Source organism: Pseudomonas sp. SDO5532_S415, from assembly GCF_054071155.1.
Map to the genome: position 1 here is coordinate 1 of NZ_JBSVWS010000077.1, position 26,798 is coordinate 26,798.

Consider the following 26,798-nt stretch of genomic DNA (forward strand, 5'->3'; position numbering starts at 1 on the left):
TCAGCCGTGTACCCGGTCAACTGTGGGAGCGAGCCTGCTCGCGAAGAGGCCAGTAGCCTCACTGAAACGTCAGGCCTCAGGCCAAAACGCCCGAATCCCTGCCACACCCTGGGCACCCGCCGCCCAGGCTTTCTGAACCTCTGCCGGGCCTACGCCCCCCAGCAAAAACACCGGCTTGCTGAAGCCCTCGATCAAGGTCGAGGCCTGTTCCCAGCCCAGCGGCTGAGCGCCAGGATGCGTCAGGGTTGGCTGCACCGGCGACAACGTCACGAAGTCCACGCCCATCTCTTCGGCCAGCGCCAATTCTTCGGCGTTATGGCAGGACGCGGCCAACCAGCGCGCTGCGGGCAATGGCCGACCAGCAGCCGCGTACTTGCGCAATTGTGCCGAGGTGATGTGCCAGCCGGCGGACGGAAAATCCCCCAGCCACTCGAACGGTCCCTTGATCATCAGCTGCGCCTTGCCGGCGCACAGCCCGACCGCATCCACCGCCAGATCGCGGTACTTGGGGTCGTAACCATTCGGTGCGCGTAGCTGGATCAACTTGATACCGCCCGCGATTGCTTTCTGAATCCCCCGCAGCAAGGCCGGGGTTTCCAGGTCTTCCGGGGTAATCAGGTACTGTTCGGGCAACCGAGCCGCGGCGACGATTGGACGGTTGGCCTCGGGAAACTCGTAACCCGACAATTCACGCGCTGTGACCCAGGCCAGTGGCTGACCTTCGGCGCCGTGAGGCTCGCCGGTAAACGCCGAGACTTCCCAGACATCCAGCAACACCTGCTTGTCCGGGTAATCGTGGCGGACCTTGATCAGCGGGCGCGCCGCGCTGACCACGATGCCCAGCTCTTCGTGCAGCTCACGGGCCAGTGCGGTTTCGACCGACTCATCGGCCTCCACCTTGCCACCGGGAAACTCCCAGAGGCCGCCCTGGTGCTGAGTGTCGGCACGACGGGCAATGAGGATTTTGCCGCTGCCGTCACGGATAACGGCAGCCGCTACGTGTACTCGTTTCACCGCGCAATCTCCTCCAGTCCGGCCTTCTGCCAGGCCTTGAAGGCTGGCCATTGGTAGAGGGTTTCAACATAAGCTTCGTCGGTTGCCGACAGCTTGACCCGGTAGGTGCGCAGGCGCACGGCGATGGGTGCGAAGAACGCGTCGGCCAGCGTTGCACGTCCGAACAGATACGGACCGGTTTCGGTGGCGGCGGCTCGGCATTCGGCCCACAACGCCGACATACGCTCGATATCGGCCTGGACGTCGGCCGGGTTTGGCGACAGCGGCGCGTCATGGCTGAGGTCGAATGGCATGTTGCCGCGCATGGCGAAAAAGCCGCTGTGCATCTGCGCGCAGGCAGAACGCGCCTGGGCACGGGCGGCAATGTCTTCAGGCCACAAGCCCGCTTCGGGGAACTGTTCGGCCAGGTACTCGGCAATCGCCAGGGAGTCGGCGATGGTGCCGTGTTCGGTCTTCAACAACGGGACCTTGCCGGTCGGCGAGTGCTTGAGCAGACGTTCGCGGGTGTCCGGCTGGTTCAGTTTGATCAGTTCTTCGGTGTAGGTAGCGCCGGTCAGATCGAGAGCCAGGGCGCCACGCAGGGACCAGGAGGAAAGCAGTTTGTCGCCGATGATCAGGTGGAGGCTCATGTTCGGGACCTTTAGAAGAGGGGACACGCCAGTCTAGTTCGTGACTGACAGACCGTCTTCGCGAGCAGGCTCGCTCCCACATTTGATCCTGCTGCGCACATTTACTGTGTTCACTGAGATCTCCTGTGGGAGCGAGCCTGCTCGCGAATGGGTCGACTCGGTCTTACGTACGGTACTCGGCGTTGATTTTCACGTATTCGTGGGACAGGTCGGTGGTCCAGATGGTTTCGCTGCAATCGCCACGACCCAGCTCGATACGGATGGTGATTTCTTCCTGCTGCATCACCGCCGCACCCTGGGCTTCGGTGTAGGTCGCGGCGCGGGCGCCACGGCTGGCGATGCACACTTCGCCGAGGAACACGTCGATCTTGCTCACGTCCAGGTTCAGTACGCCGGCACGGCCGACAGCGGCCAGGATGCGGCCCCAGTTCGGATCGGAAGCAAACAGTGCGGTCTTGATCAACGGCGAGTGAGCCACGGTGTAGCCGACGTCCAGGCACTCCTGGTGATTGCCGCCGCCGTTGACTTCAACGGTGACGAACTTGGTCGCGCCTTCGCCATCGCGAACGATGGCCTGGGCCACGTCCATGCACACTTCGAACACCGCTTGCTTAAGCTTGGTGAACAGCTCGCCCTCGGCGCGGGTGATTTCCGGCAGTGCAGCCTGACCGGTAGCGATCAGCATGCAGCAGTCATTGGTCGAAGTATCGCCGTCGATGGTGATGCGGTTGAACGACTTGTTGGCGCCGTCCAGCATCAGGTTTTGCAGCACATCGCGGGAGACTTTGGCGTCGGTGGCGATGTAGCCGAGCATGGTCGCCATGTTCGGGCGAATCATGCCCGCGCCTTTGCTGATACCGGTGACGGTAATGGTCACGCCGTCGTGCTGGAACTGACGGCTGGCGCCCTTGGGCAGCGTGTCGGTGGTCATGATTCCGGTGGCGGCCGCTTCCCAGTTGTTGACCGACAGGTCGTCGAGGGCCGCTTGCAATGCGCCTTCGATTTTCTCGACCGGCAGCGGCTCGCCGATCACACCGGTGGAATACGGCAGCACCTGGCTGGCATCTACGCCAGTCAGTTCAGCCAGTTTGGCGCAGGTGCGTTCGGCCGCGGCCAGGCCTGGCTCACCGGTACCGGCGTTGGCATTGCCGGTGTTGGTCAGCAGGTAACGTACCGGACCCTGCACACGCTGCTTGGCCAGGATCACCGGAGCGGCGCAAAAAGCGTTCAGGGTAAACACGCCAGCGACTGTGGAACCTTCGGCACAGCGCATGACCACGACATCCTTGCGCCCCGGGCGCTTGATACCGGCCGAGGCGATACCGAGTTCAAAACCGGCAACCGGGTGCAACGTTGGCAAAGGACCAAGACCAACAGCCATGAATGAGCTCCTTACAATGATGTCAGCACCGCTATGCTCTTTTTTTCAAGAAGGCGGTGGTTTAAATGGCAAAACGCCGCGACGGCATGAGCCGGTCGCGGCGCGGGTATATCAGCGTATGAAACGGGTTTTACTGGATCTGCCCGTGGCAATGCTTGAACTTCTTGCCCGAACCGCAGTAGCACAGCTCGTTGCGGCCCAGCTTCTGCTCATTGCGTACCGGCGCAGCGGCAAGGGCCACATCGACCTCTTCCCCGATCGGCTCCACATGCTCAAGGCCAGGCGCTTCTTCGTGGTGGAACTGCATGCGCGCGGCCAGCGCTTCGGCTTCCTGACGCAGGCGCGCTTCTTCTTCGATCGGGTCTTCGCGGCGAACCTGAACGTGCGACAGCACACGGATCGAGTCGCGCTTGATCGAATCCAGCAGCTCGGAGAACAGCGTGAACGACTCGCGCTTGTATTCCTGCTTCGGGTTTTTCTGGGCATAACCACGCAGGTGGATGCCGTGGCGCAGGTGATCCATGGTCGACAGGTGATCTTTCCACAGATCGTCCAGAACACGCAGAACGATTTGCTTCTCGAAGGTGCGCAGCGCTTCGGCGCCGGCCTGGTCTTCTTTCTCGTTGTACGCCGCCATGAGTTCCTGCATCAGCTTCTCACGCAGGGTTTCTTCGTACAGGTGATCGTCTTCGTCGAGCCATTTCTGGATCGGCAGTGCCACGCCGAAGTCGCTTTGCAACGCAGCTTCCAGACCCGCCACGTCCCACTGCTCAGGCAGCGACTGCGGCGGAATGTGGGCACTGACGGTGGCGTTGAGCACGTCCTGACGGAAGTCGGCGATGGTTTCACCGATGTTGTCGGCGGCCAGCAACGTGTTACGCATGTGATAGATCACTTTACGCTGTTCGTTGTTGACGTCGTCGAACTCGAGCAGTTGCTTACGAATGTCGAAGTTGCGGCCTTCAACCTTGCGCTGAGCCTTTTCGATAGCGTTGGTCACCATGCGGTGCTCGATCGCTTCGCCAGGCTGCATGCCCAGGGCTTTCATGAAGTTCTTCACCCGATCAGAGGCAAAGATACGCATCAGGCTGTCTTCCAGCGACAGGTAGAAACGGCTGGAACCGGCGTCACCCTGACGACCGGCACGACCACGCAGCTGGTTGTCGATACGGCGCGATTCGTGACGCTCGGAAGCGATCACCTGCAAACCGCCCGACTCCAGCACTTGCTGGTGACGTTTCTGCCAGTCGGCCTTGATCTGGGCAATCTGCTCAGGGGTCGGGTTTTCCAGCGAGGCCACTTCCACTTCCCAGTTGCCGCCCAACAGGATGTCGGTACCACGACCGGCCATGTTGGTGGCGATGGTCAGCGCACCCGGGCGACCGGCCTGGGCGATGATCTCGGCTTCTTTTTCGTGGAACTTGGCGTTCAGAACCTTGTGTTCGATGCCTTCTTTCACGAGCAGGCTGGACATGTGCTCGGAAGTTTCGATAGTTGCAGTACCCACCAGCACCGGACGGCCGGCAGCCATGCTTTCCTTGATGTCATTGACGATCGCCGCGTATTTCTCGTCGGCGGTCAGGAACACCAGGTCGTTGTAGTCTTTACGGGCCAGCGGCTTGTTCGTCGGGATGACGATGACCTGCAGGCCATAGATCTGATGGAACTCGAACGCTTCGGTGTCGGCCGTACCGGTCATGCCGGACAGCTTGTTGTACAGACGGAAGTAGTTCTGGAACGTGGTCGATGCCAGGGTCTGGCTTTCGGCCTGGATGTTCAGGTGCTCCTTGGCTTCGATGGCCTGGTGCAGGCCTTCGGACAGACGACGACCGGGCATGGTACGACCGGTGTGCTCGTCGACCAGCACGACCTGACCGTCCTGCACGATGTATTCAACGTTGCGATGGAACAGCTTGTGCGCACGCAGGCCGGCATAAACGTGAGTCAGCAGGGCCAGGTTGTGCGCCGAGTACAGGCTCTCGCCTTCAGCGAGCAGGCCGAGACGGGTCAGCGAGTCTTCGACGAACTGGTGGCCGGCTTCGTTGAGTTCGACCTGACGGGACTTCTCGTCAACGGTGTAGTGGCCGGCCTTGGTGACTTCGCCTTCGACTTCTTCGACGTGCAATTCCAGCTGCGGGATCAGTTTGTTGATCTCGATGTACAGCTTGGAGCTGTCCTCGGCCTGACCGGAAATGATCAGCGGGGTACGGGCTTCGTCGATGAGGATGGAGTCGACTTCGTCGATCACGGCGAAATTGAGTTCACGCTGGAATTTTTCTTCCAGGCTGAACGCCATGTTGTCGCGCAGGTAATCGAAACCGAATTCGTTGTTGGTACCGTAGGTGATATCGGCGGCGTAGGCTGCGCGCTTCTCTTCCGGCGGCTGGAACGGCGTGACCACGCCGACCGTCAGGCCGAGGAATTCATAGAGCGGACGCATCCAGTTGGCGTCACGACGGGCCAGGTAGTCGTTCACCGTCACAACGTGCACGCCCTTGCCGGACAACGCGTTGAGGTAAACGCCCAGTGTCGCCACCAGGGTCTTGCCTTCACCGGTGCGCATTTCGGCGATCTTGCCTTCATGCAAGGTCATGCCACCGATCAGCTGGACATCGAAGTGGCGCATCCCCATGACGCGCTTACCGGCTTCGCGAGCGACCGCAAAAGCTTCCGGCAACAGCTTGTCGAGGGTTTCCCCTTTGGCGAAGCGGGCCTTGAACTCATCTGTCTTGGCACGCAATTGATCGTCCGAAAGGGCCACCATTTGCTCTTCGAAGGCATTGACGAGTTGCACCGTCTTGAGCATGCGCTTGACTTCACGCTCGTTCTTGCTTCCAAAAAGTTTCTTTAACAAAGGCGCAAACATATCGGCAGGATCTTCCACACTAAAGGGATGGAGGGCGGCCCCGTGAGTCGCCCGAGCAGCCCTCATGGCCGCATGCGAACGAGCATTCTACCCGGAAACGATGGTGAGGAAAGTGGCGTTATTCCACGATGCTGGCACAGCGCTTTGACGGGGCTCACTTAAAATAGGGGCAAATGGCTGAACTTCAAGCCATACAACGCAGAAGTTACTCGTTGATTTAATGGGTAAAGCGCGCGTAATGCAATGGGTCGGGTGCATCCAGTGCTTTCTGCTACCATGGCGGCTCTGTTACTTCAGGTGTCTGATCATGGCATTTCGCCCTCTTACGGCCAGAGCACCCGCCGTCCTGCTTCGCGAAGCCAAGCCGCTCAAAGCCATACTCGGCCACGCCCAACGCCTGGGCCATCTGCAACGTCTGCTGGAGAGCCAACTGCAGCCCGCCGCTCGCGAACACTGCCATGTGGCGTCGTGGCGCGAAGGCAGTTTGTTGCTGATTGTCACCGATGGCCATTGGGCCACCCGCTTGCGCTACCAGCAAAAGCGCCTGCAGCGGCAACTGCAGATGTTCGACGAGTTCGCCAGCCTCACGCGAATCCTGTTCAAGGTGCAGCCGCCCACCGTGCAGCACGGTGCGGCCGGGCATACCATGGATTTGTCCAACGATGCGGCGGCGACGATTCAGGCAACGGCCGATGGCATCAGCGATCCGAATCTGCGCGCCGCGCTGGAGCGTTTGGCGGCGCATGCCAGGCCCAAGGCCTGACACAGCCCCCTGTGGGAGCGAGCCTGCTCGCGAAAGCAATGTATCAGTCAACCTATGTGGTGACTGACAGACCGCCTTCGCGAGCAGGCTCGCTCCCACAGTTTTTACCATGCCCGCTCGCTAGCGGCGTTTGCTGCCACCTAGCAACGACCCCATCAACCCGCGCACCAACTGTCGCCCCAATTGATTCGCCGCCTGGCGCATCGCTGATTTCAACGCCTGCCCCGCCGCCGTGCCGAGAAACTCCCCGGCCTGTTCGGTGAAGCTCGGCTCTTGAGGCGCCGGTTTGCCTGACTCCGCTTCGGGTTCCGGCGCCAGCCCCTTGCGTCCCATCAGCACTTCATAGGCCGACTCACGATCAATCGGTTTGTCATAACGCCCCTTGAACGGCGAACCGGCGATCAACACGGTGCGTTCAGTCTCGGTCAATGGCCCGATCCGCGACTGCGGCGGAGCCACCAACACCCGCCGGACCATCTCCGGCGTGCCCTTCTCCTGCAAGGTGCCGACCAACGCCTCGCCAATGCCAAGTTCCGTCAGCACCGACAAGGCATCGAACGCCGGGTTAGGCCGGAAGCCGTCAGCCACGGCCCGCAGGGATTTCTGCTCCTTGGCGGTGAACGCGCGCAAACCATGCTGGATACGCAGACCCAGTTGCGCCAGCACGTCATCCGGCAAATCGCCCGGCGATTGGGTGACGAAATACACGCCCACCCCTTTCGAGCGGATCAGCCGCACCACCTGCTCCAGACGATCCTGCAAAGCCTTGGGGGTGCCGGTGAACAACAGGTGCGCTTCGTCGAAAAACAACGCGAGCAGCGGTTTGTCCGCGTCGCCACGCTCCGGCAACTGCTCGAACAGTTCGGCCAGCAGCCATAGCAGGAAAGTCGCGTAGACCTTCGGAGCTTCATGCACCAGACGACTGGCATCGAGTAAATGAATGCGCCCGCGACCCTCTGCCGTCGGTTGCAGAATATCTTCGAGTTGCAACGCCGGTTCACCGAACAGCGCCTCGGCACCTTGCTGCTCAAGGGTCGCCAGACGTCGCAACAGGGCCTGGCTGGAACCGGTGGTCATCAGCGCCGCGTCGTCACCCAACAGTTCCGGGTTGTCCTTGAGGTGAGTAAGCAGCGCCTTCAAGTCCTTGAGGTCCAGCAGCAACAGGCCTTCGCGGTCCGCGACCTTGAAGGCGGCGTACAGCGCCGACTGCTGGCTGTCGGTCAGTTCCAGCAGGCTGCCCAGCAACAAAGGCCCCATTTCGCTCAAGGTCGTGCGCAACGGATGACCGGACTGACCGTGTATGTCCCACAACGTCACCGGATAGGCCGCCGGCTGGTGGTTCAGCCAGGGCATCCCGGCGATCCGCTCGGCGATCTTGCCCTGGGGGTTGCCCGCGGCGCCCAAACCGCACAGGTCACCTTTGATATCGGCGGCGAACACCGCCACGCCGGCATCGCTGAAGGCTTCGGCCATGCGTTGCAGGGTGACGGTCTTGCCGGTCCCGGTCGCACCTGCGATCAAACCGTGACGGTTGGCCAGGCGCATGGCCTGGGCGATCGGCTGCCCCGAAAGATCGGCGCCGATAACGAGTTGCAATGAGTCAGGCATTTGGTCACCTATGGTTAATCTTTGGTCCTGCACGGCCGATAGGAATTACAACAAAGCAGACAGACACAATCTGTTCGGAGATTTCCCTTAAGGAGCGATGGAGATATCACTTGCTTTCAACCTTGCCCATTTTGCGTTCCTTTATAAAAGCACGCGATGGGCATTAAGACCTTAGCGGACCCCCAAGCCATGAACAAAAATCTACGCTTCAGCCATAAAATCCTGCTTGCCGCCGCCTTCATCGTCATGGCCACGTTCGCCTCGTTCACCCTGTACAACGACTATTTACAGCGCAATGCCATCCGCGAAGACCTGGATAACTATCTCAACGAGATGGGCGACGTCACCGCCAACAATATCCAGACCTGGCTGACAGGCCGAATTCTGCTGATTGAAAACCTCGCGCAGAACATTGCCATCAATCCGGAACAAGCCAATGTTGCCGCGCTGCTTGAGCAGAAAACGCTGACATCGACCTTCATGGCGTCCTACTTGGGTGATGCCACCGGGCACTTCACCATCCGTCCGGATGCGAAGATGCCCGACGGCTTCGACCCACGGGTCCGCCCCTGGTACAAGGGGGCGGAAAACACTAGCGCCCCGACCCTCACCGAACCCTATATCGATGCGGCGACCGGTCAAACGATCATTTCCATGGCCACCGCTTCGAAAAAATCCGGACAAAGCGTCGGTGTGGTCGGTGGTGACCTGAGCCTGCAAACCCTGATCGACACCCTCAGTGCACGTGACTTCGACGGCATGGGCTATGCCTTCCTGATCAACGCCGACGGCAAGATCCTGGTCCACCCGGACAAAGCTCTGGTGATGAAGTCCCTGAGCGAGGCGTACCCGCAAAACACCCCGCGTATCAGCCGCGACTTCAGTGAAGTGGGGGTCGAGGGCAAAACCCGCATCGTGACTTTCACGCCGATCAAGGGCCTGCCATCGGTCAACTGGTACATCGGCCTGTCGATCGACAAGGAAAAAGCCTTCTCGATGCTCAGCGAATTCCGCGCTTCGGCGGTCGTTGCGACGGTCATTTCCGTTGTGATCATCATTGCCCTGTTGAGCATGCTGATCCGCATCCTGATCCAGCCGCTGCATGTCATGACCCGCGCCATGGCCAACATTGCCGACGGTGAAGGCGACCTGACCAAACGCCTGACCATCGTCAACAATGACGAGTTCGGCACCCTCGGCACCGCGTTCAACCGTTTCGTCGAGCGTATCCACGGCTCGATCCGTGAAGTGAGTTCGGCAACCGGCCAGGTCAACGAAGTGGCGTTGCGGGTGGTGGCGGCTTCGAACTCGTCGATGTTCAACTCCGACCAACAGGCCTCGCGCACCAGCAGCGTCGCCGCGGCGATCAACCAGCTCGGCGCCGCCGCCCAGGAAATCGCCCGCAACGCGGCGCAAGCCTCGAATCAGGCCAGCGATGCCCGCAGCCTGGCCGAAGATGGCCAGCAAGTGGTGGATCGCAGCATTGTCGCGATGAATCAGCTGTCGAGCATGCTCAGCGCCTCCAGCAGCAACATCGAGTCGCTCAATAGCAAGACCGTGAACATCGGGCAGATCCTCGAAGTGATCACCAGCATCTCCCAGCAAACCAACCTGCTGGCGCTTAACGCCGCCATCGAAGCGGCGCGGGCGGGTGAAGCCGGCCGCGGGTTTGCGGTGGTGGCCGATGAAGTGCGTAACCTGGCACACCGCACCCAGGAATCGGCGCAACAGGTACAGACCATGATCGAAGAGCTGCAAGTCGGCGCCCGCGAATCCGTCAGCACCATGAGCGACAGCCAGCGCCACAGTCAGGACAGCGTGGAAATCGCCAATCAGGCCGGCGAGCGGCTGAGCAGCGTGACCCGGCGCATCGGTGAAATCGACGGCATGAACCAGTCGGTAGCCACGGCGACCGAGGAACAGACGGCCGTGGTGGAGTCGATCAATGTCGACATTACCGAAATCAATACGTTGAACCAGGAAGGCGTGAAAAACCTGCAGTCGACGCTGCGGGCCTGTGCCGATCTTGAGCAGCAGGCGGCGCGGTTGAAGCAGTTGGTGGGCAGTTTCCGAATTTAGTGCCTGAACCGGCCCCTCCGCGAGCAGGCTCGCTCCCACATGCGAATCACAGTGGACACAGATTTTGTGTACGACCGAGATCCCCTGTGGGAGCGAGCCTGCTCGCGAAGGCGGCCTGAAATACACCGCAAAAACCCCGCAGCCTCCCCACCCACAAAACCCCAACCGAACATCTATTCTTCAGTAAGGTCAACCAAGGAGATCAACGGACTGGAGGGATGTTTATCGTGCATATCGCGGACATAACCATGTTCTACGCCCCCGCCAGCGGTGGCGTGCGTACTTATCTGGATGCCAAACATCATCGCCTGTGCACAAGGTCGGGCATTCGCCACAGTTTGCTGATTCCCGGGCCATCCTTCGGTGAACAGGATGGCATCTACACCGTTCCGGCTCCCGCTCTGCCCTTCGGCAAAGGCTATCGCTTCCCCCTTCGTCTGGCGCCCTGGCGCAATGTCCTCCACGATCTGCAACCTGACCTGATCGAGGTCGGCGACCCTTACCTCACCGCCTGGGCGGCCCTGGATGCGCGGCGGCAACTGGATGTGCCGGTGATTGGCTTTTATCACTCGGACCTGCCACTGCTTGCCAGCAATCGCATGGGCAACTGGGTCACTCCCAACGTCGAGGCTTATGTCAGCAAACTCTACGGCAACTTCGACCGCGTGCTGGCGCCGAGCCGGGTCATGGCTGACAAGCTGACCGGTCTGGGGGTGAGGAATGTATTCGTGCAACCCCTGGGCGTCGATTTACAAATGTTTCATCCCGACGCGCGCGATCCCGACCTGCGGACCGAACTGGGTCTGGAGGAAAATACGCATCTGCTGATCTTCGCCGGGCGCGGGTCCAAGGAAAAAAACCTGCCGGTGCTGCTCGACTGCATGGTGCGCCTGGGCCGACGCTATCACTTGCTGCTGGTGGGCTCGTCGATGCCGACCGCCGTGCCGGACAATGTCACCGTCATCGATGAATTCTGCCCGGCCGCGCAAGTCGCCCGCCTGATGGCCAGTGCCGATGCACTCGTACATGCCGGCGACCAGGAAACCTTTGGCCTGGTGACCCTCGAAGCCATGGCCTGCGGTATCCCGGTAGTGGCCGTGGCGGCTGGCGCCTTTGAGGAAATCATCACCGAAGAATGTGGCCTGTTGTGTACCCCCAACGATTCCTTGGCCATGGCCAACGCCGTGCGCGAACTGTTCAGCCGGGATAGCGCAGCCATCGGCCAGCAGGCGCGACGCCATGTCGAGCGGCATTACGCCTGGGATTCGGTGGTCAACAGCCTGCTCGGTCACTATTACGCCGTACTCGGCAGCCAATGGCCGCGGGCGGCCAATGGTTGAGCCCATGACTGCGCCCAGTCTGCTACTGGTGCTGCACGATGTGGCACCGCAAACCTGGGCCGATTACCAGCCTTTTGTCGACGCCGTCGACACGCTCGGCGATGTACCGATGACCTGGCTGGTGGTACCGGATTTCCACAAGCACAACGACCTGCAAGCCCATCCGGGGTTTCGCAACCAGCTATCGGCGCGTATCGACAAGGGCGATGAACTGGCACTGCACGGCTACTTCCATTGCGATGACGGACCGGTGGCGAACAATCCCCGGGACTGGTTCATGCGCCGGATCTATACCCACGAAGGTGAGTTTTACGGTCTGTCCCGAGAGGCCGCTTTTGCCCGTTTGCGCGCCGGTATCGAAATGTTCCACCAATATCAGTGGCCATTGCAGGGTTTCGTCGCTCCCGCCTGGCTGATGAGCGAAGGCACGCGGCAGGCCTTGCGCCAACTCCCCTTGACCTATACCAGCGATGCGCAGCACCTCTATCGCCTGCCCGACTTCACAGCCGTGGATGCACCCGGACTGGTCTGGAGCGCACGCAGTGCGTGGCGCCGGGGTTTGTCGAAGCTCGTCAGCGATCAACTCGAACAACGCTGGCGGCAAGCGTCGGTGATTCGCCTGGGCCTGCACCCGGTGGATATGCGACATGAGTTCTCTCGCACCTACTGGTTGCAAACCCTCAAGCGTCTGCTCACTGAGGGTCGCGTGCCTATGACAAAGGCGTGCTGGCTGGCACTGCAAAATGACCGCATGGGGCGCGCTGCATGAGCCGCGGGATTCTGTTGCTGATTGCCCTGCTCGCCGCGGTGCTGATTCCCTGGCTGTTGGGTGGCAGCGATACATGGTCGCGACTGAACACCTTTCCTCTGAATTGGCTGCTGGTGATGTTCGGCATGATCCTGCTGTGCTGGGTGGTCAACACCCTGCGCCTGCGCCTGTTGCTGGGGGATCAGCGTGAAAAGGTAAGCCCGGTCAAAAGCCTGGGCGTGGTTATGGCCGCCGAATTTGCCTATTGCGCCACCCCCGGCGGTAGCGGCGGGCCACTGACCATCATGGCGTTGCTGGCGCGTAATGGCGTGCGTCCGGCCAGGGGCAGTGCCGTGTTCGCCATGGACCAGTTGAGCGACCTGCTGTTTTTCCTCTGCGCCTTGAGCGGGATCCTGATTTATGCGTTGTTCCAGCACCTGAGCCAGCGCATGGAGTGGCTGCTGATCGTCAGCGCCATCTCGATGTTCGGTGGCCTGGTCTGTTGCGTGGTGGTGGCCCGCTATCACCGCTTGCTGATTCGGCTAAGTGGCCGATTACTCATTCGTCTCAACGTCCAATCCACCACGCGCATGCGCTGGGCACGAAAACTCCTGCAGTTTCTGGCGGCGTTTACCGACACCCTCAAGTTGCCGTTTCAGACATTGATCAAGGTGTTTGCCTTGACCTGCCTGCATTGGATTTTGCGCTACAGCGTGCTGTACCTGGCGCTGCGTGGACTTGGTGCGGATTTGCAGTGGGCCTGGTGCTTTCTGATCCAGATGCTGTCACTGAGTGCGGGGCAGTTCAGCCTGTTGCCGGGTGGGGCCGGGGCGGCAGAATTGACATCGGCGGCGCTGTTGGCGCCCATGGTGGGAAAATCCACGGCGGCTGCAGCGATCCTGATCTGGCGGGCGGTAACCTATTATTTCTATCTGCTGGTGGGCGGGCCGGTGTTTCTCTTGATGCTCGGACGCCCCTTGCTCAAAAAGCTGATGAAGCTCAAGCAGGCTTAGGGGGATCTTCGGGTTCTTGATGCAACTGTTCCCACAACTCGGCTGCTCCCGGAAATTCCGTGCCATCTTCCGGACTCATGTCATCGGGATCATACCGGCTCAAACAGCCCTCGCCCAACGTGGCGGGCGCCTTGGAAGTGGCTTTGTCCAGTGGATCGGCCATGGTCATGTCCCCTATTCAGAAACGGCTGCGCAGAAACGGCGAAGGGCCTGCAGCGATTGAACGCCCAGGCCCTTCGAATTTCAACCGTATTGTGCTGCGATCAGAACACCACGGTCTTGTTGCCGTGCACCAGCACCCGGTCTTCCAGGTGATAACGCAGGCCACGGGCCAGCACCATCTTCTCGACATCACGACCGAAACGCACCATGTCTTCGATACTGTCGCTGTGACTGACGCGTACCACGTCCTGTTCGATGATCGGACCGGCATCCAGCTCTTCGGTCACATAATGACAGGTCGCACCGATCAATTTCACTCCACGCATGGAGGCCTGGTGATACGGCTTGGCACCGACGAACGACGGCAGGAAGCTGTGGTGAATGTTGATGACCTTATGTGCATATTCGCTGCACAGTTCAGGCGGCAGGATCTGCATGTAGCGGGCCAGTACCACGACTTCGGCATCGTGCTGTTTCACCAGACGCGAGACTTCGGCGAACGCCGGCTCCTTGTCCTGCGGATTGACCGGCACGTGGTAGTACGGAATGCCGTGCCATTCGACCATGCTGCGCAGGTCGTCATGGTTGGAAATCACGCAGGCGATCTCGCAGTCCAGTTCATCGCTGTGCCAGCGATGCAGCAAGTCGGCCAGACAGTGGGACTCGCGACTGGCCATCAGCACAACGCGCTTTTTCTGCGCGGTATCGGTGATGCGCCAATCCATCGAGAACTCTTCGGCAATCGGCGCAAACGCTTCGCGCAAGGCTTCGATACCGAATGGCAGCGAGTCGGCACGAATTTCGTGACGCATGAAGAACCAGCCGCTGAGATTGTCCGAGTGATGGCTCGCTTCAGTGATCCAGCCGTTATGTGACGCCAGAAAGTTACTGACTTTAGCAACGATACCGACGCGGTCCGGGCAAGAAATCACCAACCGAAAGGTGCGCATGAGGGGGAAACTCCAGAACTTCGCAAAGGCCGTCATTCTAGCGATTACGCAGCAAAACTGCAGTATTGATCAGGCAGCGCCTTGCGTGATGGCAAGCAACCCGTGCTTTGTCAGCTCTCGAGGCCTGCGAGGTGGCAGTGTTGTTTGCCATCTACCAGCAATCAATTGTGAACATCTGTAGCGACAGCTTCGAACTTTTTAACTGCGCATCCAATGCGGGCCGAAATCACCGTAATTAAATTAAATAAACCCCGGTTAAATGTTTACTTGATGAAACAGCCTGACTATTATTGCCGCACTGTCCCCTGCCATCCCGCGTCCTACATAAGGTAGTAATCATGTCCTTGATCAACGAATATCGCGCCACCGAAGAAGCAATCAAAGAGCTGCAAGCCCGTTTGAAGAATCTGTCCCAAGACGACAAACTGCAAACCGAGCTGGAATTCGAAGGCAAACTGCGCACCCTGATGGGCGAATACTCCAAGTCCCTGCGTGACATCATCGCGTTGCTGGATCCTGAATCCAAAACCAAGGCACCACGCGGCGGCGCAGTAAAAACTACCGGTACCAAGCGTGCCCGCAAAGTTAAACAATACAAAAACCCGCACAACGGCGAAGTCATCGAAACCAAAGGTGGCAACCACAAGACTCTGAAAGAGTGGAAAGCCAAGTGGGGCGGTGACGTGGTTGAAGGCTGGGCTACCCTGCTGGGCTAAGCCACAGAGCCTGTCGCAGATAAGTACGCGACAAAAAATAACGCCAGCATAACGCTGGCGTTTTTTTATGCCCGCAGTTCTACCCGGCGCGTTTTCGATTTCAAAGATTCAAACGTTTGCGCAAGTCCTGAACATACTCGTGCCATTGATCGAGCACCTCTTGCTGAAACGATGTCGCTGTAAGCGCCAATTGGGCTGCGGCCTCTATGAAACTTTCAACGGTATTGGGCGCCCCCCACTCAGGGTCTGACAAACGTTTCTGACAGAATATTCGCCAGCGCTCTTGCTCTTCGAAACTCAACGTGTCGGAAAAGTTACGTGCGCGATATCGAAACAATAACTCAGGCAAACGTTCATCATCGAAAGGCCACTGGGACTGCGCTAATTGCGCCGGATCGACCGTACGGACTTGTTCGCATAGCCGTCGATCGCGGTCACCGATAAAACCGTCGTATAACTGTTGTTCAGGATCCTGGCTGAAGGAAAACTCCTCGCGGGCATAAACCCCTGCAACTTTATCCTGCCAAACTTTCGCCGCGTCATTTAGCCGCAGTGCACGCTGCCGATACAGCGCCATGTCCAGCCCCAGGCGCTGCTGATCTTCCGGGCGAAGTACCGCCAACGGTGCCACCACCGGGCATTTATTGATGTGAATGAGCTTGAGCGGTACCGGCAACTCACCTTCGGCCAGATCATCACGGCGGGTGTACAAGCGCTGGCGCAGGGATTCGGCATCCAGATCCAGCAAGCCCTGTGGATCTAGGTGCAGGTCGCAGACAATCAATGCATTCTTGTTGCGCGGGTGCCATGCCAAAGGCAGCACTACGCCGACGTAGTTTCGCGCCGCGGAAAACCGCCCGGACACATGCACCATCGGTTGCAGCAGGCGGATCTGATCCAGCACCTTTTGTTTGCTGCGCAACTGAAACAGCCACTCATACAGTTTCGGCTGCTTATCCCGAATCAAACGAGCCAGGGCGATGGTGGCGCGAACATCCGACAGCGCTTCATGGGCATGACCGTGATCGATCCCGTTGGCGGCAGTCAGGCGCTCCAGCTTGAGCGTCACCCGCCCTTCGTCGTCCGTCGGCCAAACAATCCCGTCTGGACGCAAGGCATACGCGGCACGCACCACGTCGATCAAATCCCAGCGACTGTTGCCGCCCTGCCATTCCCGCGCGTAAGGGTCGAAAAAGTTGCGGTACAGGCTATAGCGGGTCATCTCGTCGTCGAAACGCAGGGTGTTGTACCCCGCTCCGCAAGTACCAGGGGCCGCCAGTTGCGCATGCACCCGGGTCATGAAGTCAGCTTCGCTCAGGCCTTGTTCGGACAAGCGGCCGGGCGTAATGCCGGTAATCGCACAAGCCGCCGGGTGCGGCAGGATATCGTCACTGGGCTGGCAATAGAGATTGACCGGTTCGTCTATTTCATTGAGATCGAAGTCAGTACGCAGCCCTGCCATTTGCAGGGGGCGATCGCAACGGGGGTTGATGCCCGTCGTTTCATAGTCGTACCAGAAGATGGAGGTCACGGGCTAATCCTGAACTGTAGATCGGCGAAGTCTAGGCGTTCACGTCCCGCTCCGGCCAGCAATCTTGTCATTCAATCACCTCTGCCTTATTACCGTGTAATACATAGTTATGTCGTTTCTCCCGGCGAGGCTGCTAGCATCGGGAGACGAGACAATCCCGATCAGGCCACATCATCAGGTTGCCCATGCTCGAGACCGCGGCACTGCCAAGGAAAGCGACGCTGTTCCCGCCACTGGATACGCGTTACCAGGTCGAGACGCCGGAAGGCATCGATCTGCCACTGCGCCCGGCCGGGTTGATGGTTCGTGCACTGGCGTTCTCCATCGATCTGGTGTTGCGCGGCTTGATCCTCGGTCTGTTGTTCATTGTCCTGTCGATGCTGGGAAAACTCGGCGCGGGACTCGGTTCGCTGCTGATTTTCGGCGTGAGCTGGTGGTACATGGTGCTGTTCGAAGTCCTCAATCAGGGCCGCTCACCGGGCAAGCAATGGATGGGCCTGCGTGTTGTGCAGGACGATGGCACCCCCATCGGCTGGTCCGCGTCACTGCTGCGCAACCTGCTGCGCTTTGTTGACCTGTTGCCATTCGGTTACTTCCTTGGGGCGATCAGTTGCCTGCAACATCCCAGCTTCAAGCGACTGGGCGATATCGCCGCCGGTACGCTGGTGATCTACCGTGAACAACCGCTCACCCGACCGCAACTTCCGCCCGCCCAGCCGCGTCGCCCGGCTTTTACCCTGACATTGATCGAACAACGGGCCATCCTCGGTTTCGCCGAACGCCAGGCGGAACTGTCCGATGCCAGGGTCAATGAACTGGCATCGATCCTTGCCAAGCCGTTGCAGGTACCAGCGCCACAGGCCGTTGCCGAACTGAACGGCATCGCCCGTGGCCTGTTGGGGCCGACATGAAGCAAAGTCTTTTTGAACATCGGCACATGGCCGAATGGGAGCAATTCGACGGCCTGCTGGAACGGCTGGAGCGGGACAGGAACGCCACCGGGGTCGACAGTTTTCCCGACGATTATCGGCGCATCTGCCAACACCTGGTGCTGGCTCGGGAACGTGGTTACAGCAGTTTTCTCATCGACTCATTGCAGCAACAAGTCCTGCGTGGGCATCAACAGCTGTATCGGCATCGCAGCCGACTGGGCGCCAATGTGCTGGCGTTCATCCTCGCGGACTTCCCCCGTCTGGTACGCGAACAGTGGCGTTTCGTGCTCGCCGCCAGCCTGATGTTTTTCGGCAGCCTGATCGGCATCGCATTACTGGTTTATCTGTTTCCAGACCTGGTCTACAACCTGATTCCGGCCGAGCAGGTCAGCGAAATGCAGAGCATGTACGACCCCGAGGCCGGTCACCTGGGGCGCTCGGCAGAACGGGCGGCCAGCGAAGACTGGGTGATGTTCAGCTACTACGTCATGCACAACATCGGGATCGCCTTTCAGACCTTCGCCAGCGGTTTGCTGTTTGGCCTGGGCAGCGCGTTTTTCCTGTTTTACAACGGCTTGATCATCGGTGCGGTGGCCGGGCATCTGACGCAGATCGGCTACGGACAGACCTTCTGGTCTTTCGTGATCGGCCATGGCGCCTTCGAACTGAGCGCCATTGCCCTGGCCGGAGCCGCCGGCCTGCAACTGGGCTGGGCCTTGATTGCACCGGGCCGCCTGGCCCGTGCCGAGGCCTTGCTTCTGGCGGCACGCAAGAGTGTGCTGCTGATTTGTGGGGTCATGCTGTTTCTGCTGATCGCGGCGTTTATCGAAGCCTATTGGTCGTCGATGACGGCACCCACGCCCCTGACCAAGTACCTGGTCGGAGCAGCGCTCTGGCTGCTGGTCACGGCTTATCTGCTGTTTGCCGGACGGACCCGCCATGCGCCTGAGTGATGCCAGTGTGGTGATCCGCCCACGCCCCACCTGGGAAGCCATGGACCTGGGTGTGCTGTTGAGCCAGCGCCACCGACGTCTGCTGATGACCAGCTGGGCCATGGTGACCTTACCGGCCTTTGCCCTGCTGACCTGGCTGCTGTGGGAGTCTCCCTCCCTGGCCGTGTTCATTTTCTGGTGGCTGAAACCGGCCTTCGAACGCCTGCCGCTGTACATCCTGTCCAAGTCCCTGTTCGGTGAAACGCCCACACTGAAACAGGCCCTTTATCAATGGCCACGACTGCTCAAGCCACAACTGCTGGCCAGTCTGACCTGGCGCCGGCTGAGCCTGAGTCGCAGCTTTCTGCTGCCAGTGGTGCAGCTCGAAGGGCTGGCGGGTGAGGCACGACAGCAGCGTCTGCAGGTGTTGTTGCAACGCGACGCCAGCGCGGCGCGATGGCTGACGTTGATTGGCGTGCACCTGGAAACCGCGCTGTGGATCGGTCTGATGCTGCTGTTCTATTTGCTCCTGCCGCAACACGTAGCCCTCGATTGGAGCTGGCAGTCGCTGATAACCGCCGCCACGCAGGACTGGCGCTGGCTGGAGCACTTGACCAACGCGTTTTACGTCCTGGTGCTGGTAATTTGGGAACCGATCTACGTGGCCTGCGGCTTCAGCCTTTATCTGAACCGGCGCACCGTGCTGGAAGCCTGGGACATCGAACTGGTGTTCCGGCGGTTGCGCCAACGCTTGAGCCACTCAGCTGTCGCATTGCTGCTGGCGGTGATTTTGCTGATGCCCACCGGGCAAAGCGTCTGGGCTGCACCAATCGTGACACCCGACAGCCCGCGCCTGCTGGAACAGCCACTGACCAGCCAGGCGTCCCGGGACAGCATCAAGGTGATCCTCGATCAGCCCCCGTTCAAGAACAAGGAAACGATCACGCGCTACCGATTCGGCGATGACAACACCGCTACCGAGACCCCGGACGACCACAAAATCCCGCAATGGCTCAAGTCGCTGTTCGAGCTGTTTGACAGCCAGCGCTTCGGTGCCGTGGCCACGCTGATCGAGGCTTTGCTGTGGGGGACCGTGATCGCCGCCGTCGGCCTGTTGATCTGGCGTTACCGCGACTGGTTACAGGCTTTCGTCAGTCGTCGCCCAAACCGTGGCAAAAAAATCGCGCGACCAATGCCGCAGCAGGCGTTCGGCCTGGACCTTGACCGCGAAACCTTGCCCGCCGATATCGCCGCCAGTGCCGAAAGTCTCTGGCAAAGCCACCCTCGGGAAGCGCTCGGATTGCTCTATCGCGCCTTGCTCAGCCATTTGCTGCACGACTTCGGCATCGCGCTGAAAGCCGCCGACACCGAAGGCCAGGTGCTGGAGCGCGTCGAGCAATTGCAACAACCGGCCTTGCTGGCGTTCAGCCAGAACCTGACCCGACACTGGCAGAACATGGCCTACGGGCATCGCCTGCCCCCCACGCATTCACAGCGGGAACTGTGTGATGGCTGGCGTGCCTTGTTCGGCCCGGGAGCAGGCCGTTGAGCCGGCGCGCCTGGCCGTTGATCCTCAGCGCCTTGATTGCCGTGCTGCTGGCGGCACTCAGTGCCTGGCTGTATCTCAAGGCCACGCCCTACCCGGCTGAAATCGACCATGGCCCCTCGCCGGAAGCCCAGGCCAACCCCTACCTGGCCGCTGAACATTTCCTGCGCAAACAGGGCCTGACCGTCAGCCACGCCAACAGTCTCGACATCCTGCCCAGCCTGGAACCGCATCAGCACAGCCTGTTGTTGCTGGGGGACCGCTACAACATGACGCCCCGGCAAATAGATCAAGTGATGAACTGGGCCAGGGCCGGTGGACGACTGTTGTTCGTCGCCCAGTCGTTGTGGGATGAAAAGACCGGGCAGAGTAACGACCGGTTGCTCGACCGGGTGCAACTGCGCCAATCCTTGAGCAAAGACCTCAAGGACCCGCCACCCGACAATCAAAACGGCAGCGGCGATGACCCCTACCCGAAACTGACCAAACTGTATCTGGAAAACGAGGACGCGCCGGCCTATGCGACCTTTGACACCGCGTTCCATCTCGAAGACCCGAAAAATCTCGCCCAGGCCTGGGCCAACAGCGGCAAGGCCACGCACATGATGCAACTCAGCCATGGGCTCGGTTCAATCATCGTGGTGACCGACGCCGACCTGTGGAAAACCCCGGCCATCGAGCAGTACGACAACGCCTGGTTGCTCTGGTATCTGACCGCGGACACCCGCGTGACCCTGCTGTACGACACCGAACACGACAGTCTGTGGACGTTGTTGCTGCGTTATTTCCCCCAGGCGCTGGTCGCCTTGATTGCCCTGATCGGCCTGGGTGTCTGGCATGTCGGTGTGCGTCAGGGACCGATACAGTCACCCGTTTCGAAAGCGCGTCGGCAACTGCAGGAGCACCTGCGTGCCAGTGCCGACTTCATGTGGCGTCGCAACGGTCAGCACAAACTGCTGCAAGGGTTGCAGCAAGACATTCTGCGCCGCGTCCGGCGGCGTCACCCCGGTTATGACCAACTCGGTGTCACCGAACAATGGCTGGTGCTTGCACGCCTGACCGGCCAACCCACACTCGCTATCAGCCAGGCCATGGGTCCACGCCCGAAACAGCGGTTTACCAGCGTTGAATTCAGCCGTCAGGTCGCCCAACTGCAAACCTTGAGGAACGCCTTATGAGTGAATCGATCGAGCCCGATGCCCCCAGTCATGCCGCTCAACAACGTCAACGCGCCAGCCAGTTGGCACGAGCCATACGTGGCGAACTGCAAAAGGCCGTAATCGGCCAGGACAGTGTGATCGATGACGTACTCACAGCCTTGATTGCCGGCGGCCACGTGTTGCTCGAAGGTGTACCCGGGCTGGGCAAGACCTTGCTGGTACGGGCGCTGGCGCGATGCTTCGGTGGTGAGTTCGCGCGCATTCAGTTCACTCCGGATTTGATGCCCAGCGATGTCACCGGCCATGCGGTGTACGACTTGCAGACCGAGCAATTCAAACTGCGCAAAGGTCCGCTGTTCACCCACCTGTTGCTGGCCGACGAGATCAACCGCGCCCCGGCGAAAACCCAGGCTGCACTGCTCGAAGCCATGCAGGAGCGCCAGGTTACCCTTGAAGGCCGCGCCCTGCCCATCCCGCAACCGTTCATGGTGCTGGCCACGCAAAACCCCATCGAACAGGAAGGCACTTACCCGCTTCCGGAAGCCGAGCTGGATCGCTTCATGCTCAAGGTGCGCATGGATTACCCCGACGCCGAGCAGGAATTGAGCATGGTGCGCCAGGTCAGTCGCTCGACCCGCGCCGACATGCTCGACGTGCAGCCATTGCGCACGGTTTTGCAGGCCAAGGATGTGCTGGCCTTGCAGCGCATTGCCGGTGACCTGCCGCTGGATGATCAGGTGCTCGATTATGCCGTGCGCCTGGCCCGCACCACCCGCAGCTGGCCCGGGCTGACCCTGGGTGCCGGCCCTCGGGCCTCGATTGCGCTGGTGCGTTGCGCGAGGGCTCGGGCCTTGTTGCGTGGTGGCGGGTTCGTGATTCCGGATGACATAAAGGGGTGCGCGCTGGCCGTGCTGCGTCATCGTGTGCGTATCGCGCCGGAGCTGGACATCGAGGGACTTGAGGTCGATCACGTGCTGGGGCAACTGCTCGATCAAGTGCCGGCGCCGCGGCTGTGACTCTAATCACGCTGCGGCCCTTTGTGGCGAGGGAGCTTGCTCCCGCTGGGGTGCGAAGCAGCCCCAAAACCAGACGACGCACTATGTCAGACCAACCGCATGCGCCTGTGTTACGACTGCTTCGCAGCCGAGCGGGACGGTGCGACGATTCGACAAGCTCCCTCGCCACAAAAAGCGTTTCTACCAAACAAAGTGTGCGCCGATGAAGCCCACCCGCCTGCTGCTACTCTGGCTCTGCGTGCTGCTGGCCATCGGCATCGTGCTGGGCGCCTTGCAGGCGCTGGAATTTGCGCTGCCTTCATACTTGTCGCGAATCAACTGGGGTTTGCTTTTAGCCCTGCTGGCCCTGGCGCTACTGGATGCCGTGCGCCTCAAACGCATGCCCTCCCCCCGCCTGCAACGGCACATGCCCGGCAGTCTGGCATTGGGGCGCTGGGGTGAAGTCCGGCTGGAGCTCGAGCATGATTTTGCTCAACCACTGGAGCTGCAACTCTTCGACCATGTGCCGGACGGCCTGAGCTTTGAAAACCTGCCTCTATCGGTGTCATTGCAGCCCGGCCAGCGCAGCCTGAACAGTTATCGCCTGCGCCCGCTCAAACGCGGTCACTTCAGTTTCGAACACTGCGAAGTCCACCTGCCAGGCCCATTGGGTCTCTGGACCGACAAGCGTGTGCTGAGCCTGACTGACAACACCCGTGTCTATCCCGACTTCGCCCGCCTCTATGGCGGTCAACTACTGGCAGTGGACAACTGGCTCAGCCAGCTCGGCGTACGCCAGCGCCAACGCCGCGGTCAGGGGCTGGAGTTTCATCAACTGCGCGAGTTCCGCGAGGGCGACAGCCTGCGGCAAATCGACTGGAAAGCCACTGCCCGCCAACGCACACCGATTGCCCGGGAATATCAGGACGAGCGCGACCAGCAGATCATCTTCATGCTCGACTGCGGTCGCCGCATGCGCAGCCAGGACGGTGAGCTGGCGCATTTCGATCACGCGCTCAATGCCTGCCTGCTGCTGAGCTACGTGGCGCTGCGCCAGGGCGATGCGGTGGGGTTGAGTACGTTCGCCAGCGAACAACCGCGCTACCTCGCCCCGATCAAAGGCAGCGGGCAACTCAATGTCCTGCTCAACACGGTCTACGACCTGAACAGCAGCCAGCGCAGCGCCGACTATCAAGCCGCCACCACCCAACTGCTCGCCCGACAAAAACGCCGGGCGCTGGTGGTACTGATGACCAACCTGCGGGATGAGGACGACGAAGAACTGCTCACGGCGGTCAAACGCTTGAGTACGCAGCATGTGGTGCTGGTCGCCAGTTTGCGTGAAGACGTGCTCGACCACCTGCGTGAAACGCCGGTGCAGACCTTGTCCGAGGCTCTGGCCTATTGCGGTACGGTAGGTTACTTGAATGCACGGGCAGAACTTCATGAGCGGTTAAGTGCGCATGGGGTTCCGGTGCTGGATACGCGACCCGGGGAACTGGGTACGCAACTGGTGACGCGGTACTTGAGCTGGAAGCGTAGCGGCAGTGTTTGATTTGCCTTTCGGATTCTCATCGTCTGCGATGACGCCTTCGCGAGCAGGCTCGCTCCCACAGGGGATCTTGTGAATCACGCAGATCAATTGTGGGGGCGAGCCGGCTCCGGGCGGCGTTCCGACGAAGCGTCTAAAGCTTCATGCCGATGCCGGCAACGTTTGAAAACTGAAGTATTGCTTCAACGCCTCCACCAGTTGCCCATACTCCGGCGGTGCCCGTTGCAGGCTGAACCCGGCGTCATAGTGGTGAGGGGTTGCGTCTTCGTGGCACCACAAACAGCATGCCCGCAGGTCGATGACCTGTTGGCAGCCATCACTGGCGGGAATCTTCAGGCGCAAGTCGAAGTCCGCGCCGATCATCATCGGCAACTGACTGATAAGCATCAGCCCGTCATCGGAGACATTGCCCAGATAGCCGATGGGTTTGTCGGTGTTGCTATTGAACACTTTCAGAAAATACGGCAGTTGATGCCGCTCGATCCGGCGGTCAGTGAACATGCTGAATTCGCTACGCAAGGCCCTTAAGCAGGGCCGCACTAATGCTTCGGAACAGGCCTGCCGGTAGCTACCCAGGCATAAGCGGCCCGCTCTCCCCGATCCTGGTGCGACAGTCCGTCAATCGCTGCCGCTTACTCCTGCCGATCACAGGTGTTACCTCGGTTCAGAGTCAAGGCTCTAAACCGATTATTCGACTATAGCTCACTGCCGCCGGTCGGCCAGCTGTTGAATGACAACCAGCATCAGAACTGCGTCGGGCGCACCGCTGCGGCACTGCGGGTCGGGTAGTGGCCCAGGCTCTGCAGGGTCTCCAGTCGGGCGCGGGCGCGGTAGGCGTATTCACTTTGCGGATACGAGGCGATGATGAACTGATACGTCTGGGCGGCATCAATGAACATTTTCTGCCGTTCCAGGCACTGTCCGCGCATCATCGATACTTCCGGCCAGACATATGGCCGCGCCCGGCTGGCGCGCTCGACCTTGGATAATTCGAGCATCACCTGCTCGCAGTTGCCCCGGTCATAGGCGCTGTAGGCAAGGTTCAAATGATGGTTCATCGAAAAACGGGTGCAGCCCGTGACACTGATGAGGGCAAGGGCGGCAATGAGCATGAATCGCATGAGGGATCTCCTGTCTTGACCGCTGTATCGACCCATGGGCGGAAATCTTCAGGCTGTCCGGCGCAAAGTTGCCGCGTTCAATAAAGAAAGCAATAAGTAGTGCAAACGAACAATGACTACAACTTCGGACCATAGTAGCCTCACTCAGCGCTTGAACTCAGGAGTCTTTGCATGTCCGTCCGTCGTACCAAAATCGTCGCTACCCTTGGCCCGGCCAGTAACTCGCCGGAAGTTCTCGAACAGCTGATTCTGGCTGGCCTGGACGTGGCCCGCCTGAACTTCTCCCACGGCACCCCCGACGAGCACAAGGCTCGCGCGCAGCTGGTGCGTGACCTGGCCGCCAAGCACGGCCGCTTCGTCGCCCTGCTGGGTGACCTGCAAGGCCCGAAAATCCGTATCGCCAAATTCGCCAACAAGCGCATCGAGCTGAAGATCGGTGATCAATTCACCTTCTCCACCAGCCATCCGCTGACCGAAGGCAACCAGCAAGTGGTCGGCATCGACTACCCGGACCTGGTCAAGGACTGCGGCGTGGGCGACGAGCTGCTGCTCGACGACGGTCGCGTGGTGATGCGCGTCGACACCGCTACCGCCACCGAACTGAACTGCACCGTGACCATCGGCGGTCCGCTGTCGGACCACAAAGGCATCAACCGTCGCGGTGGTGGCCTGACCGCACCGGCCCTGACCGAGAAAGACAAGGCCGACATCAAGCTCGCCGCGGAAATGCAGGTCGACTACCTCGCCGTGTCCTTCCCGCGTGACGCCGCCGACATGGAATACGCCCGTAAACTGCGCGACGAAGCCGGCGGTACTGCCTGGCTGGTGGCGAAGATCGAACGCGCCGAAGCCGTGGCCGACGACGAAACCCTCGATGGCCTGATCAACGCGTCCGACGCCGTGATGGTGGCCCGTGGTGACCTGGGCGTGGAAATCGGCGACGCCGAACTGGTGGGCATCCAGAAGAAAATCATTCTGCACGCACGCCGCCACAACAAGGCTGTAATCGTCGCGACCCAGATGATGGAGTCGATGATCCAGAACCCGATGCCGACCCGCGCCGAAGTGTCCGACGTAGCCAACGCCGTGCTCGACTACACCGACGCCGTGATGCTTTCGGCCGAAAGTGCTGCCGGTCTGTACCCGCTCGAAGCCGTGCAAGCAATGGCGCGTATCTGCGTCGGCGCTGAAAAGCACCCGACCAGCAAGACCTCCAGCCACCGTATCGGGAAGGAATTCCAGCGCTGCGACGAGAGCATCGCCCTGGCCACCATGTACACGGCCAACCACTTCCCGGGTGTGAAGGCGATCATCGCGTTGACCGAAAGCGGCTACACCCCGCTGATCATGTCGCGCATCCGCTCCTCGGTGCCGATCTACGCATTCACTCCACACCGCGAAGCCCAGGCCCGCGCGGCGATGTTCCGTGGCGTGTACACCGTTCCGTTCGACCCGGCCTCCCTGGCGCCTAACGAAGTCAGCCAGAAAGCCATCGACGAGCTGGTCAAGCGCGGCGTGGTGGAGAAAGGCGACTGGGTCATCCTGACCAAGGGCGACAGCTACCACACCACCGGCGGCACCAACGGCATGAAAATCCTGCACGTTGGCGACCCGATGGTCTGAGTGACCGGTTGCTGAAAGACAAAAGCCCTGCCATGTGAATGGCGGGGCTTTTTGGTTTCTGGTCCTGAAGATGTATTGCCAGGCCTGACGCCTTCGCGAGCAGGCTCGCTCCCCCATTAGATCGGTGTACGCCGTAC

The 26,798-nt window shown here is 60.3% G+C and carries 23 protein-coding genes and 1 pseudogene; 14 read left to right on the top strand and 10 right to left on the bottom strand.

What is annotated here, in order from left to right; all coding sequences use genetic code 11:
* Nucleotides 1–69: 69 nt before the first annotated feature.
* The 4 genes from ACW9HW_RS17420 to secA form a co-directional block, all read right to left on the bottom strand.
* Nucleotides 70–1,014, bottom strand: coding sequence for a Nudix family hydrolase (locus ACW9HW_RS17420; protein WP_095193293.1), 945 nt, complete (start codon nt 1,012–1,014; stop codon nt 70–72).
* The gene (locus ACW9HW_RS17425) at nt 1,011–1,643 is read right to left on the bottom strand and encodes a glutathione S-transferase family protein (RefSeq protein ID WP_457401009.1); all 633 of its coding nucleotides are present in this window, start codon (nt 1,641–1,643) and stop codon (nt 1,011–1,013) included. Before ACW9HW_RS17425 ends, ACW9HW_RS17420 begins: the two co-directional genes overlap by 4 nt.
* Before the next feature lie 163 nt (nt 1,644–1,806).
* Complete coding sequence (gene argJ / locus ACW9HW_RS17430) at nt 1,807–3,024, bottom strand: bifunctional glutamate N-acetyltransferase/amino-acid acetyltransferase ArgJ (protein WP_457401011.1); 1,218 nt, start codon at nt 3,022–3,024, stop codon at nt 1,807–1,809.
* Between the two features lie 130 nt (nt 3,025–3,154).
* Nucleotides 3,155–5,890 (bottom strand): preprotein translocase subunit SecA, encoded by a 2,736-nt coding sequence (gene secA, locus ACW9HW_RS17435; protein WP_137803939.1) that lies wholly within the window; start codon nt 5,888–5,890, stop codon nt 3,155–3,157.
* A 307-nt stretch (nt 5,891–6,197) separates the two neighbouring features.
* Between secA and ACW9HW_RS17440 the strand changes: the two genes are divergently transcribed.
* Complete coding sequence (locus ACW9HW_RS17440) at nt 6,198–6,653, top strand: DUF721 domain-containing protein (RefSeq protein WP_095193154.1); 456 nt, start codon at nt 6,198–6,200, stop codon at nt 6,651–6,653.
* Nucleotides 6,654–6,773: 120 nt separating this feature from the next.
* Here the strand turns inward: ACW9HW_RS17440 and ACW9HW_RS17445 are convergent, their stop codons facing one another.
* Nucleotides 6,774–8,261: a helicase HerA-like domain-containing protein gene (locus ACW9HW_RS17445; RefSeq protein WP_457401013.1), complete on the bottom strand. Its 1,488-nt coding sequence runs from the start codon at nt 8,259–8,261 to the stop codon at nt 6,774–6,776.
* A 246-nt stretch (nt 8,262–8,507) separates the two neighbouring features.
* On the opposite strand from ACW9HW_RS17445, the pseudogene ACW9HW_RS17450 reads away from it, so the two are divergent.
* The 5 genes and pseudogenes from ACW9HW_RS17450 to ACW9HW_RS17470 form a co-directional block, all read left to right on the top strand.
* Nucleotides 8,508–9,482 (top strand): annotated as a pseudogene (locus tag ACW9HW_RS17450) (HAMP domain-containing protein); the annotation flags it as partial.
* Between the two features lie 93 nt (nt 9,483–9,575).
* Nucleotides 9,576–10,340, top strand: coding sequence for a methyl-accepting chemotaxis protein (locus tag ACW9HW_RS17455; protein ID WP_457401023.1), 765 nt, complete (start codon nt 9,576–9,578; stop codon nt 10,338–10,340).
* A 218-nt stretch (nt 10,341–10,558) separates the two neighbouring features.
* Nucleotides 10,559–11,680, top strand: a complete 1,122-nt coding sequence (locus tag ACW9HW_RS17460; protein WP_170948632.1) for a glycosyltransferase family 4 protein — start codon at nt 10,559–10,561, stop codon at nt 11,678–11,680.
* Nucleotides 11,673–12,449 carry a DUF2334 domain-containing protein gene (locus ACW9HW_RS17465; protein WP_095193151.1) on the top strand — a complete coding sequence of 259 codons (777 nt, stop codon included), beginning with the start codon at nt 11,673–11,675 and terminating at the stop codon, nt 12,447–12,449. Before ACW9HW_RS17460 ends, ACW9HW_RS17465 begins: the two co-directional genes overlap by 8 nt.
* On the top strand, nt 12,446–13,441 hold the full coding sequence (locus ACW9HW_RS17470; RefSeq protein WP_095193150.1) for a lysylphosphatidylglycerol synthase transmembrane domain-containing protein: 996 nt from the start codon (nt 12,446–12,448) through the stop codon (nt 13,439–13,441). Before ACW9HW_RS17465 ends, ACW9HW_RS17470 begins: the two co-directional genes overlap by 4 nt.
* Here ACW9HW_RS17470 and ACW9HW_RS17475 read toward each other — a convergent pair.
* Together ACW9HW_RS17475 and purU are read right to left on the bottom strand one after the other, a co-directional pair.
* Entirely contained in the window at nt 13,428–13,604 is a 177-nt protein-coding gene (locus tag ACW9HW_RS17475) for a hypothetical protein (protein ID WP_457401014.1), read from the bottom strand. The two genes, ACW9HW_RS17470 and ACW9HW_RS17475, sit on opposite strands and share 14 nt — an antisense overlap.
* A 100-nt stretch (nt 13,605–13,704) precedes the next feature.
* On the bottom strand, nt 13,705–14,553 hold the full coding sequence (gene purU / locus ACW9HW_RS17480; RefSeq protein ID WP_095193148.1) for a formyltetrahydrofolate deformylase: 849 nt from the start codon (nt 14,551–14,553) through the stop codon (nt 13,705–13,707).
* Nucleotides 14,554–14,891: 338 nt separating this feature from the next.
* Here purU and mvaT point away from each other — a divergent pair, with 338 nt between their 5' ends.
* The gene (gene mvaT / locus ACW9HW_RS17485) at nt 14,892–15,269 is read left to right on the top strand and encodes a histone-like nucleoid-structuring protein MvaT (RefSeq protein ID WP_007933316.1); all 378 of its coding nucleotides are present in this window, start codon (nt 14,892–14,894) and stop codon (nt 15,267–15,269) included.
* Between the two features lie 100 nt (nt 15,270–15,369).
* On the opposite strand, the gene sbcB is transcribed toward mvaT, so the two are convergent.
* Nucleotides 15,370–16,800: an exodeoxyribonuclease I gene (gene sbcB / locus ACW9HW_RS17490; RefSeq protein ID WP_095193147.1), complete on the bottom strand. Its 1,431-nt coding sequence runs from the start codon at nt 16,798–16,800 to the stop codon at nt 15,370–15,372.
* Between the two features lie 185 nt (nt 16,801–16,985).
* On the opposite strand from sbcB, the gene ACW9HW_RS17495 reads away from it, so the two are divergent.
* The 6 genes from ACW9HW_RS17495 to ACW9HW_RS17520 all read left to right on the top strand — a co-directional run bounded on the left by ACW9HW_RS17495 (nt 16,986) and on the right by ACW9HW_RS17520 (nt 23,920).
* A complete protein-coding gene (locus ACW9HW_RS17495; protein ID WP_095193146.1) occupies nt 16,986–17,711 on the top strand; it encodes an RDD family protein in 726 nt (241 codons plus the stop codon).
* Entirely contained in the window at nt 17,708–18,685 is a 978-nt protein-coding gene (locus ACW9HW_RS17500) for a stage II sporulation protein M (RefSeq protein WP_457401015.1), read from the top strand. Before ACW9HW_RS17495 ends, ACW9HW_RS17500 begins: the two co-directional genes overlap by 4 nt.
* The gene (locus tag ACW9HW_RS17505) at nt 18,672–20,213 is read left to right on the top strand and encodes a DUF4129 domain-containing protein (protein WP_457401016.1); all 1,542 of its coding nucleotides are present in this window, start codon (nt 18,672–18,674) and stop codon (nt 20,211–20,213) included. Before ACW9HW_RS17500 ends, ACW9HW_RS17505 begins: the two co-directional genes overlap by 14 nt.
* Nucleotides 20,210–21,388, top strand: a complete 1,179-nt coding sequence (locus tag ACW9HW_RS17510) for a DUF4350 domain-containing protein (RefSeq protein ID WP_457401018.1) — start codon at nt 20,210–20,212, stop codon at nt 21,386–21,388. The genes ACW9HW_RS17505 and ACW9HW_RS17510 overlap by 4 nt, the downstream gene beginning before the upstream one ends.
* The gene (locus ACW9HW_RS17515; RefSeq protein WP_457401020.1) at nt 21,385–22,386 is read left to right on the top strand and encodes an AAA family ATPase; all 1,002 of its coding nucleotides are present in this window, start codon (nt 21,385–21,387) and stop codon (nt 22,384–22,386) included. Before ACW9HW_RS17510 ends, ACW9HW_RS17515 begins: the two co-directional genes overlap by 4 nt.
* Nucleotides 22,387–22,588: 202 nt before the next feature.
* On the top strand, nt 22,589–23,920 hold the full coding sequence (locus tag ACW9HW_RS17520) for a DUF58 domain-containing protein (protein ID WP_457401021.1): 1,332 nt from the start codon (nt 22,589–22,591) through the stop codon (nt 23,918–23,920).
* Between the two features lie 138 nt (nt 23,921–24,058).
* On the opposite strand, the gene ACW9HW_RS17525 is transcribed toward ACW9HW_RS17520, so the two are convergent.
* Both ACW9HW_RS17525 and ACW9HW_RS17530 read right to left on the bottom strand, forming a co-directional pair.
* Nucleotides 24,059–24,418 carry a PilZ domain-containing protein gene (locus ACW9HW_RS17525; protein ID WP_095193140.1) on the bottom strand — a complete coding sequence of 120 codons (360 nt, stop codon included), beginning with the start codon at nt 24,416–24,418 and terminating at the stop codon, nt 24,059–24,061.
* 242 nt (nt 24,419–24,660) lie between these two features.
* Nucleotides 24,661–25,038, bottom strand: a complete 378-nt coding sequence (locus ACW9HW_RS17530) for a tetratricopeptide repeat protein (RefSeq protein ID WP_095193139.1) — start codon at nt 25,036–25,038, stop codon at nt 24,661–24,663.
* 171 nt (nt 25,039–25,209) lie between these two features.
* Here ACW9HW_RS17530 and pyk point away from each other — a divergent pair, with 171 nt between their 5' ends.
* The gene (gene pyk, locus ACW9HW_RS17535; RefSeq protein WP_095193138.1) at nt 25,210–26,661 is read left to right on the top strand and encodes a pyruvate kinase; all 1,452 of its coding nucleotides are present in this window, start codon (nt 25,210–25,212) and stop codon (nt 26,659–26,661) included.
* Nucleotides 26,662–26,798 lie beyond the last annotated feature (137 nt).

Bases quoted from the DNA above. Each gene is read 5' to 3' on its own strand.
- ACW9HW_RS17425 (WP_457401009.1), bottom strand. From the start codon at position 1,643: ATGAGCCTCCACCTGATCATCGGCGACAAACTGCTTTCCTCCTGGTCC.
- argJ (WP_457401011.1), bottom strand. From the start codon at position 3,024: ATGGCTGTTGGTCTTGGTCCTTTGCCAACGTTGCACCCGGTTGCCGGT.
- secA (WP_137803939.1), bottom strand. From the start codon at position 5,890: ATGTTTGCGCCTTTGTTAAAGAAACTTTTTGGAAGCAAGAACGAGCGT.
- ACW9HW_RS17440 (WP_095193154.1), top strand. From the start codon at position 6,198: ATGGCATTTCGCCCTCTTACGGCCAGAGCACCCGCCGTCCTGCTTCGC.
- ACW9HW_RS17445 (WP_457401013.1), bottom strand. From the start codon at position 8,261: ATGCCTGACTCATTGCAACTCGTTATCGGCGCCGATCTTTCGGGGCAG.
- ACW9HW_RS17455 (WP_457401023.1), top strand. From the start codon at position 9,576: ATGTTCAACTCCGACCAACAGGCCTCGCGCACCAGCAGCGTCGCCGCG.
- ACW9HW_RS17460 (WP_170948632.1), top strand. From the start codon at position 10,559: ATGTTTATCGTGCATATCGCGGACATAACCATGTTCTACGCCCCCGCC.
- ACW9HW_RS17465 (WP_095193151.1), top strand. From the start codon at position 11,673: ATGGTTGAGCCCATGACTGCGCCCAGTCTGCTACTGGTGCTGCACGAT.
- ACW9HW_RS17470 (WP_095193150.1), top strand. From the start codon at position 12,446: ATGAGCCGCGGGATTCTGTTGCTGATTGCCCTGCTCGCCGCGGTGCTG.
- ACW9HW_RS17475 (WP_457401014.1), bottom strand. From the start codon at position 13,604: ATGGCCGATCCACTGGACAAAGCCACTTCCAAGGCGCCCGCCACGTTG.
- purU (WP_095193148.1), bottom strand. From the start codon at position 14,553: ATGCGCACCTTTCGGTTGGTGATTTCTTGCCCGGACCGCGTCGGTATC.
- mvaT (WP_007933316.1), top strand. From the start codon at position 14,892: ATGTCCTTGATCAACGAATATCGCGCCACCGAAGAAGCAATCAAAGAG.
- ACW9HW_RS17495 (WP_095193146.1), top strand. From the start codon at position 16,986: ATGCTCGAGACCGCGGCACTGCCAAGGAAAGCGACGCTGTTCCCGCCA.
- ACW9HW_RS17500 (WP_457401015.1), top strand. From the start codon at position 17,708: ATGAAGCAAAGTCTTTTTGAACATCGGCACATGGCCGAATGGGAGCAA.
- ACW9HW_RS17505 (WP_457401016.1), top strand. From the start codon at position 18,672: ATGCGCCTGAGTGATGCCAGTGTGGTGATCCGCCCACGCCCCACCTGG.
- ACW9HW_RS17515 (WP_457401020.1), top strand. From the start codon at position 21,385: ATGAGTGAATCGATCGAGCCCGATGCCCCCAGTCATGCCGCTCAACAA.
- ACW9HW_RS17520 (WP_457401021.1), top strand. From the start codon at position 22,589: ATGAAGCCCACCCGCCTGCTGCTACTCTGGCTCTGCGTGCTGCTGGCC.
- ACW9HW_RS17525 (WP_095193140.1), bottom strand. From the start codon at position 24,418: ATGTTCACTGACCGCCGGATCGAGCGGCATCAACTGCCGTATTTTCTG.
- ACW9HW_RS17530 (WP_095193139.1), bottom strand. From the start codon at position 25,038: ATGCGATTCATGCTCATTGCCGCCCTTGCCCTCATCAGTGTCACGGGC.
- pyk (WP_095193138.1), top strand. From the start codon at position 25,210: ATGTCCGTCCGTCGTACCAAAATCGTCGCTACCCTTGGCCCGGCCAGT.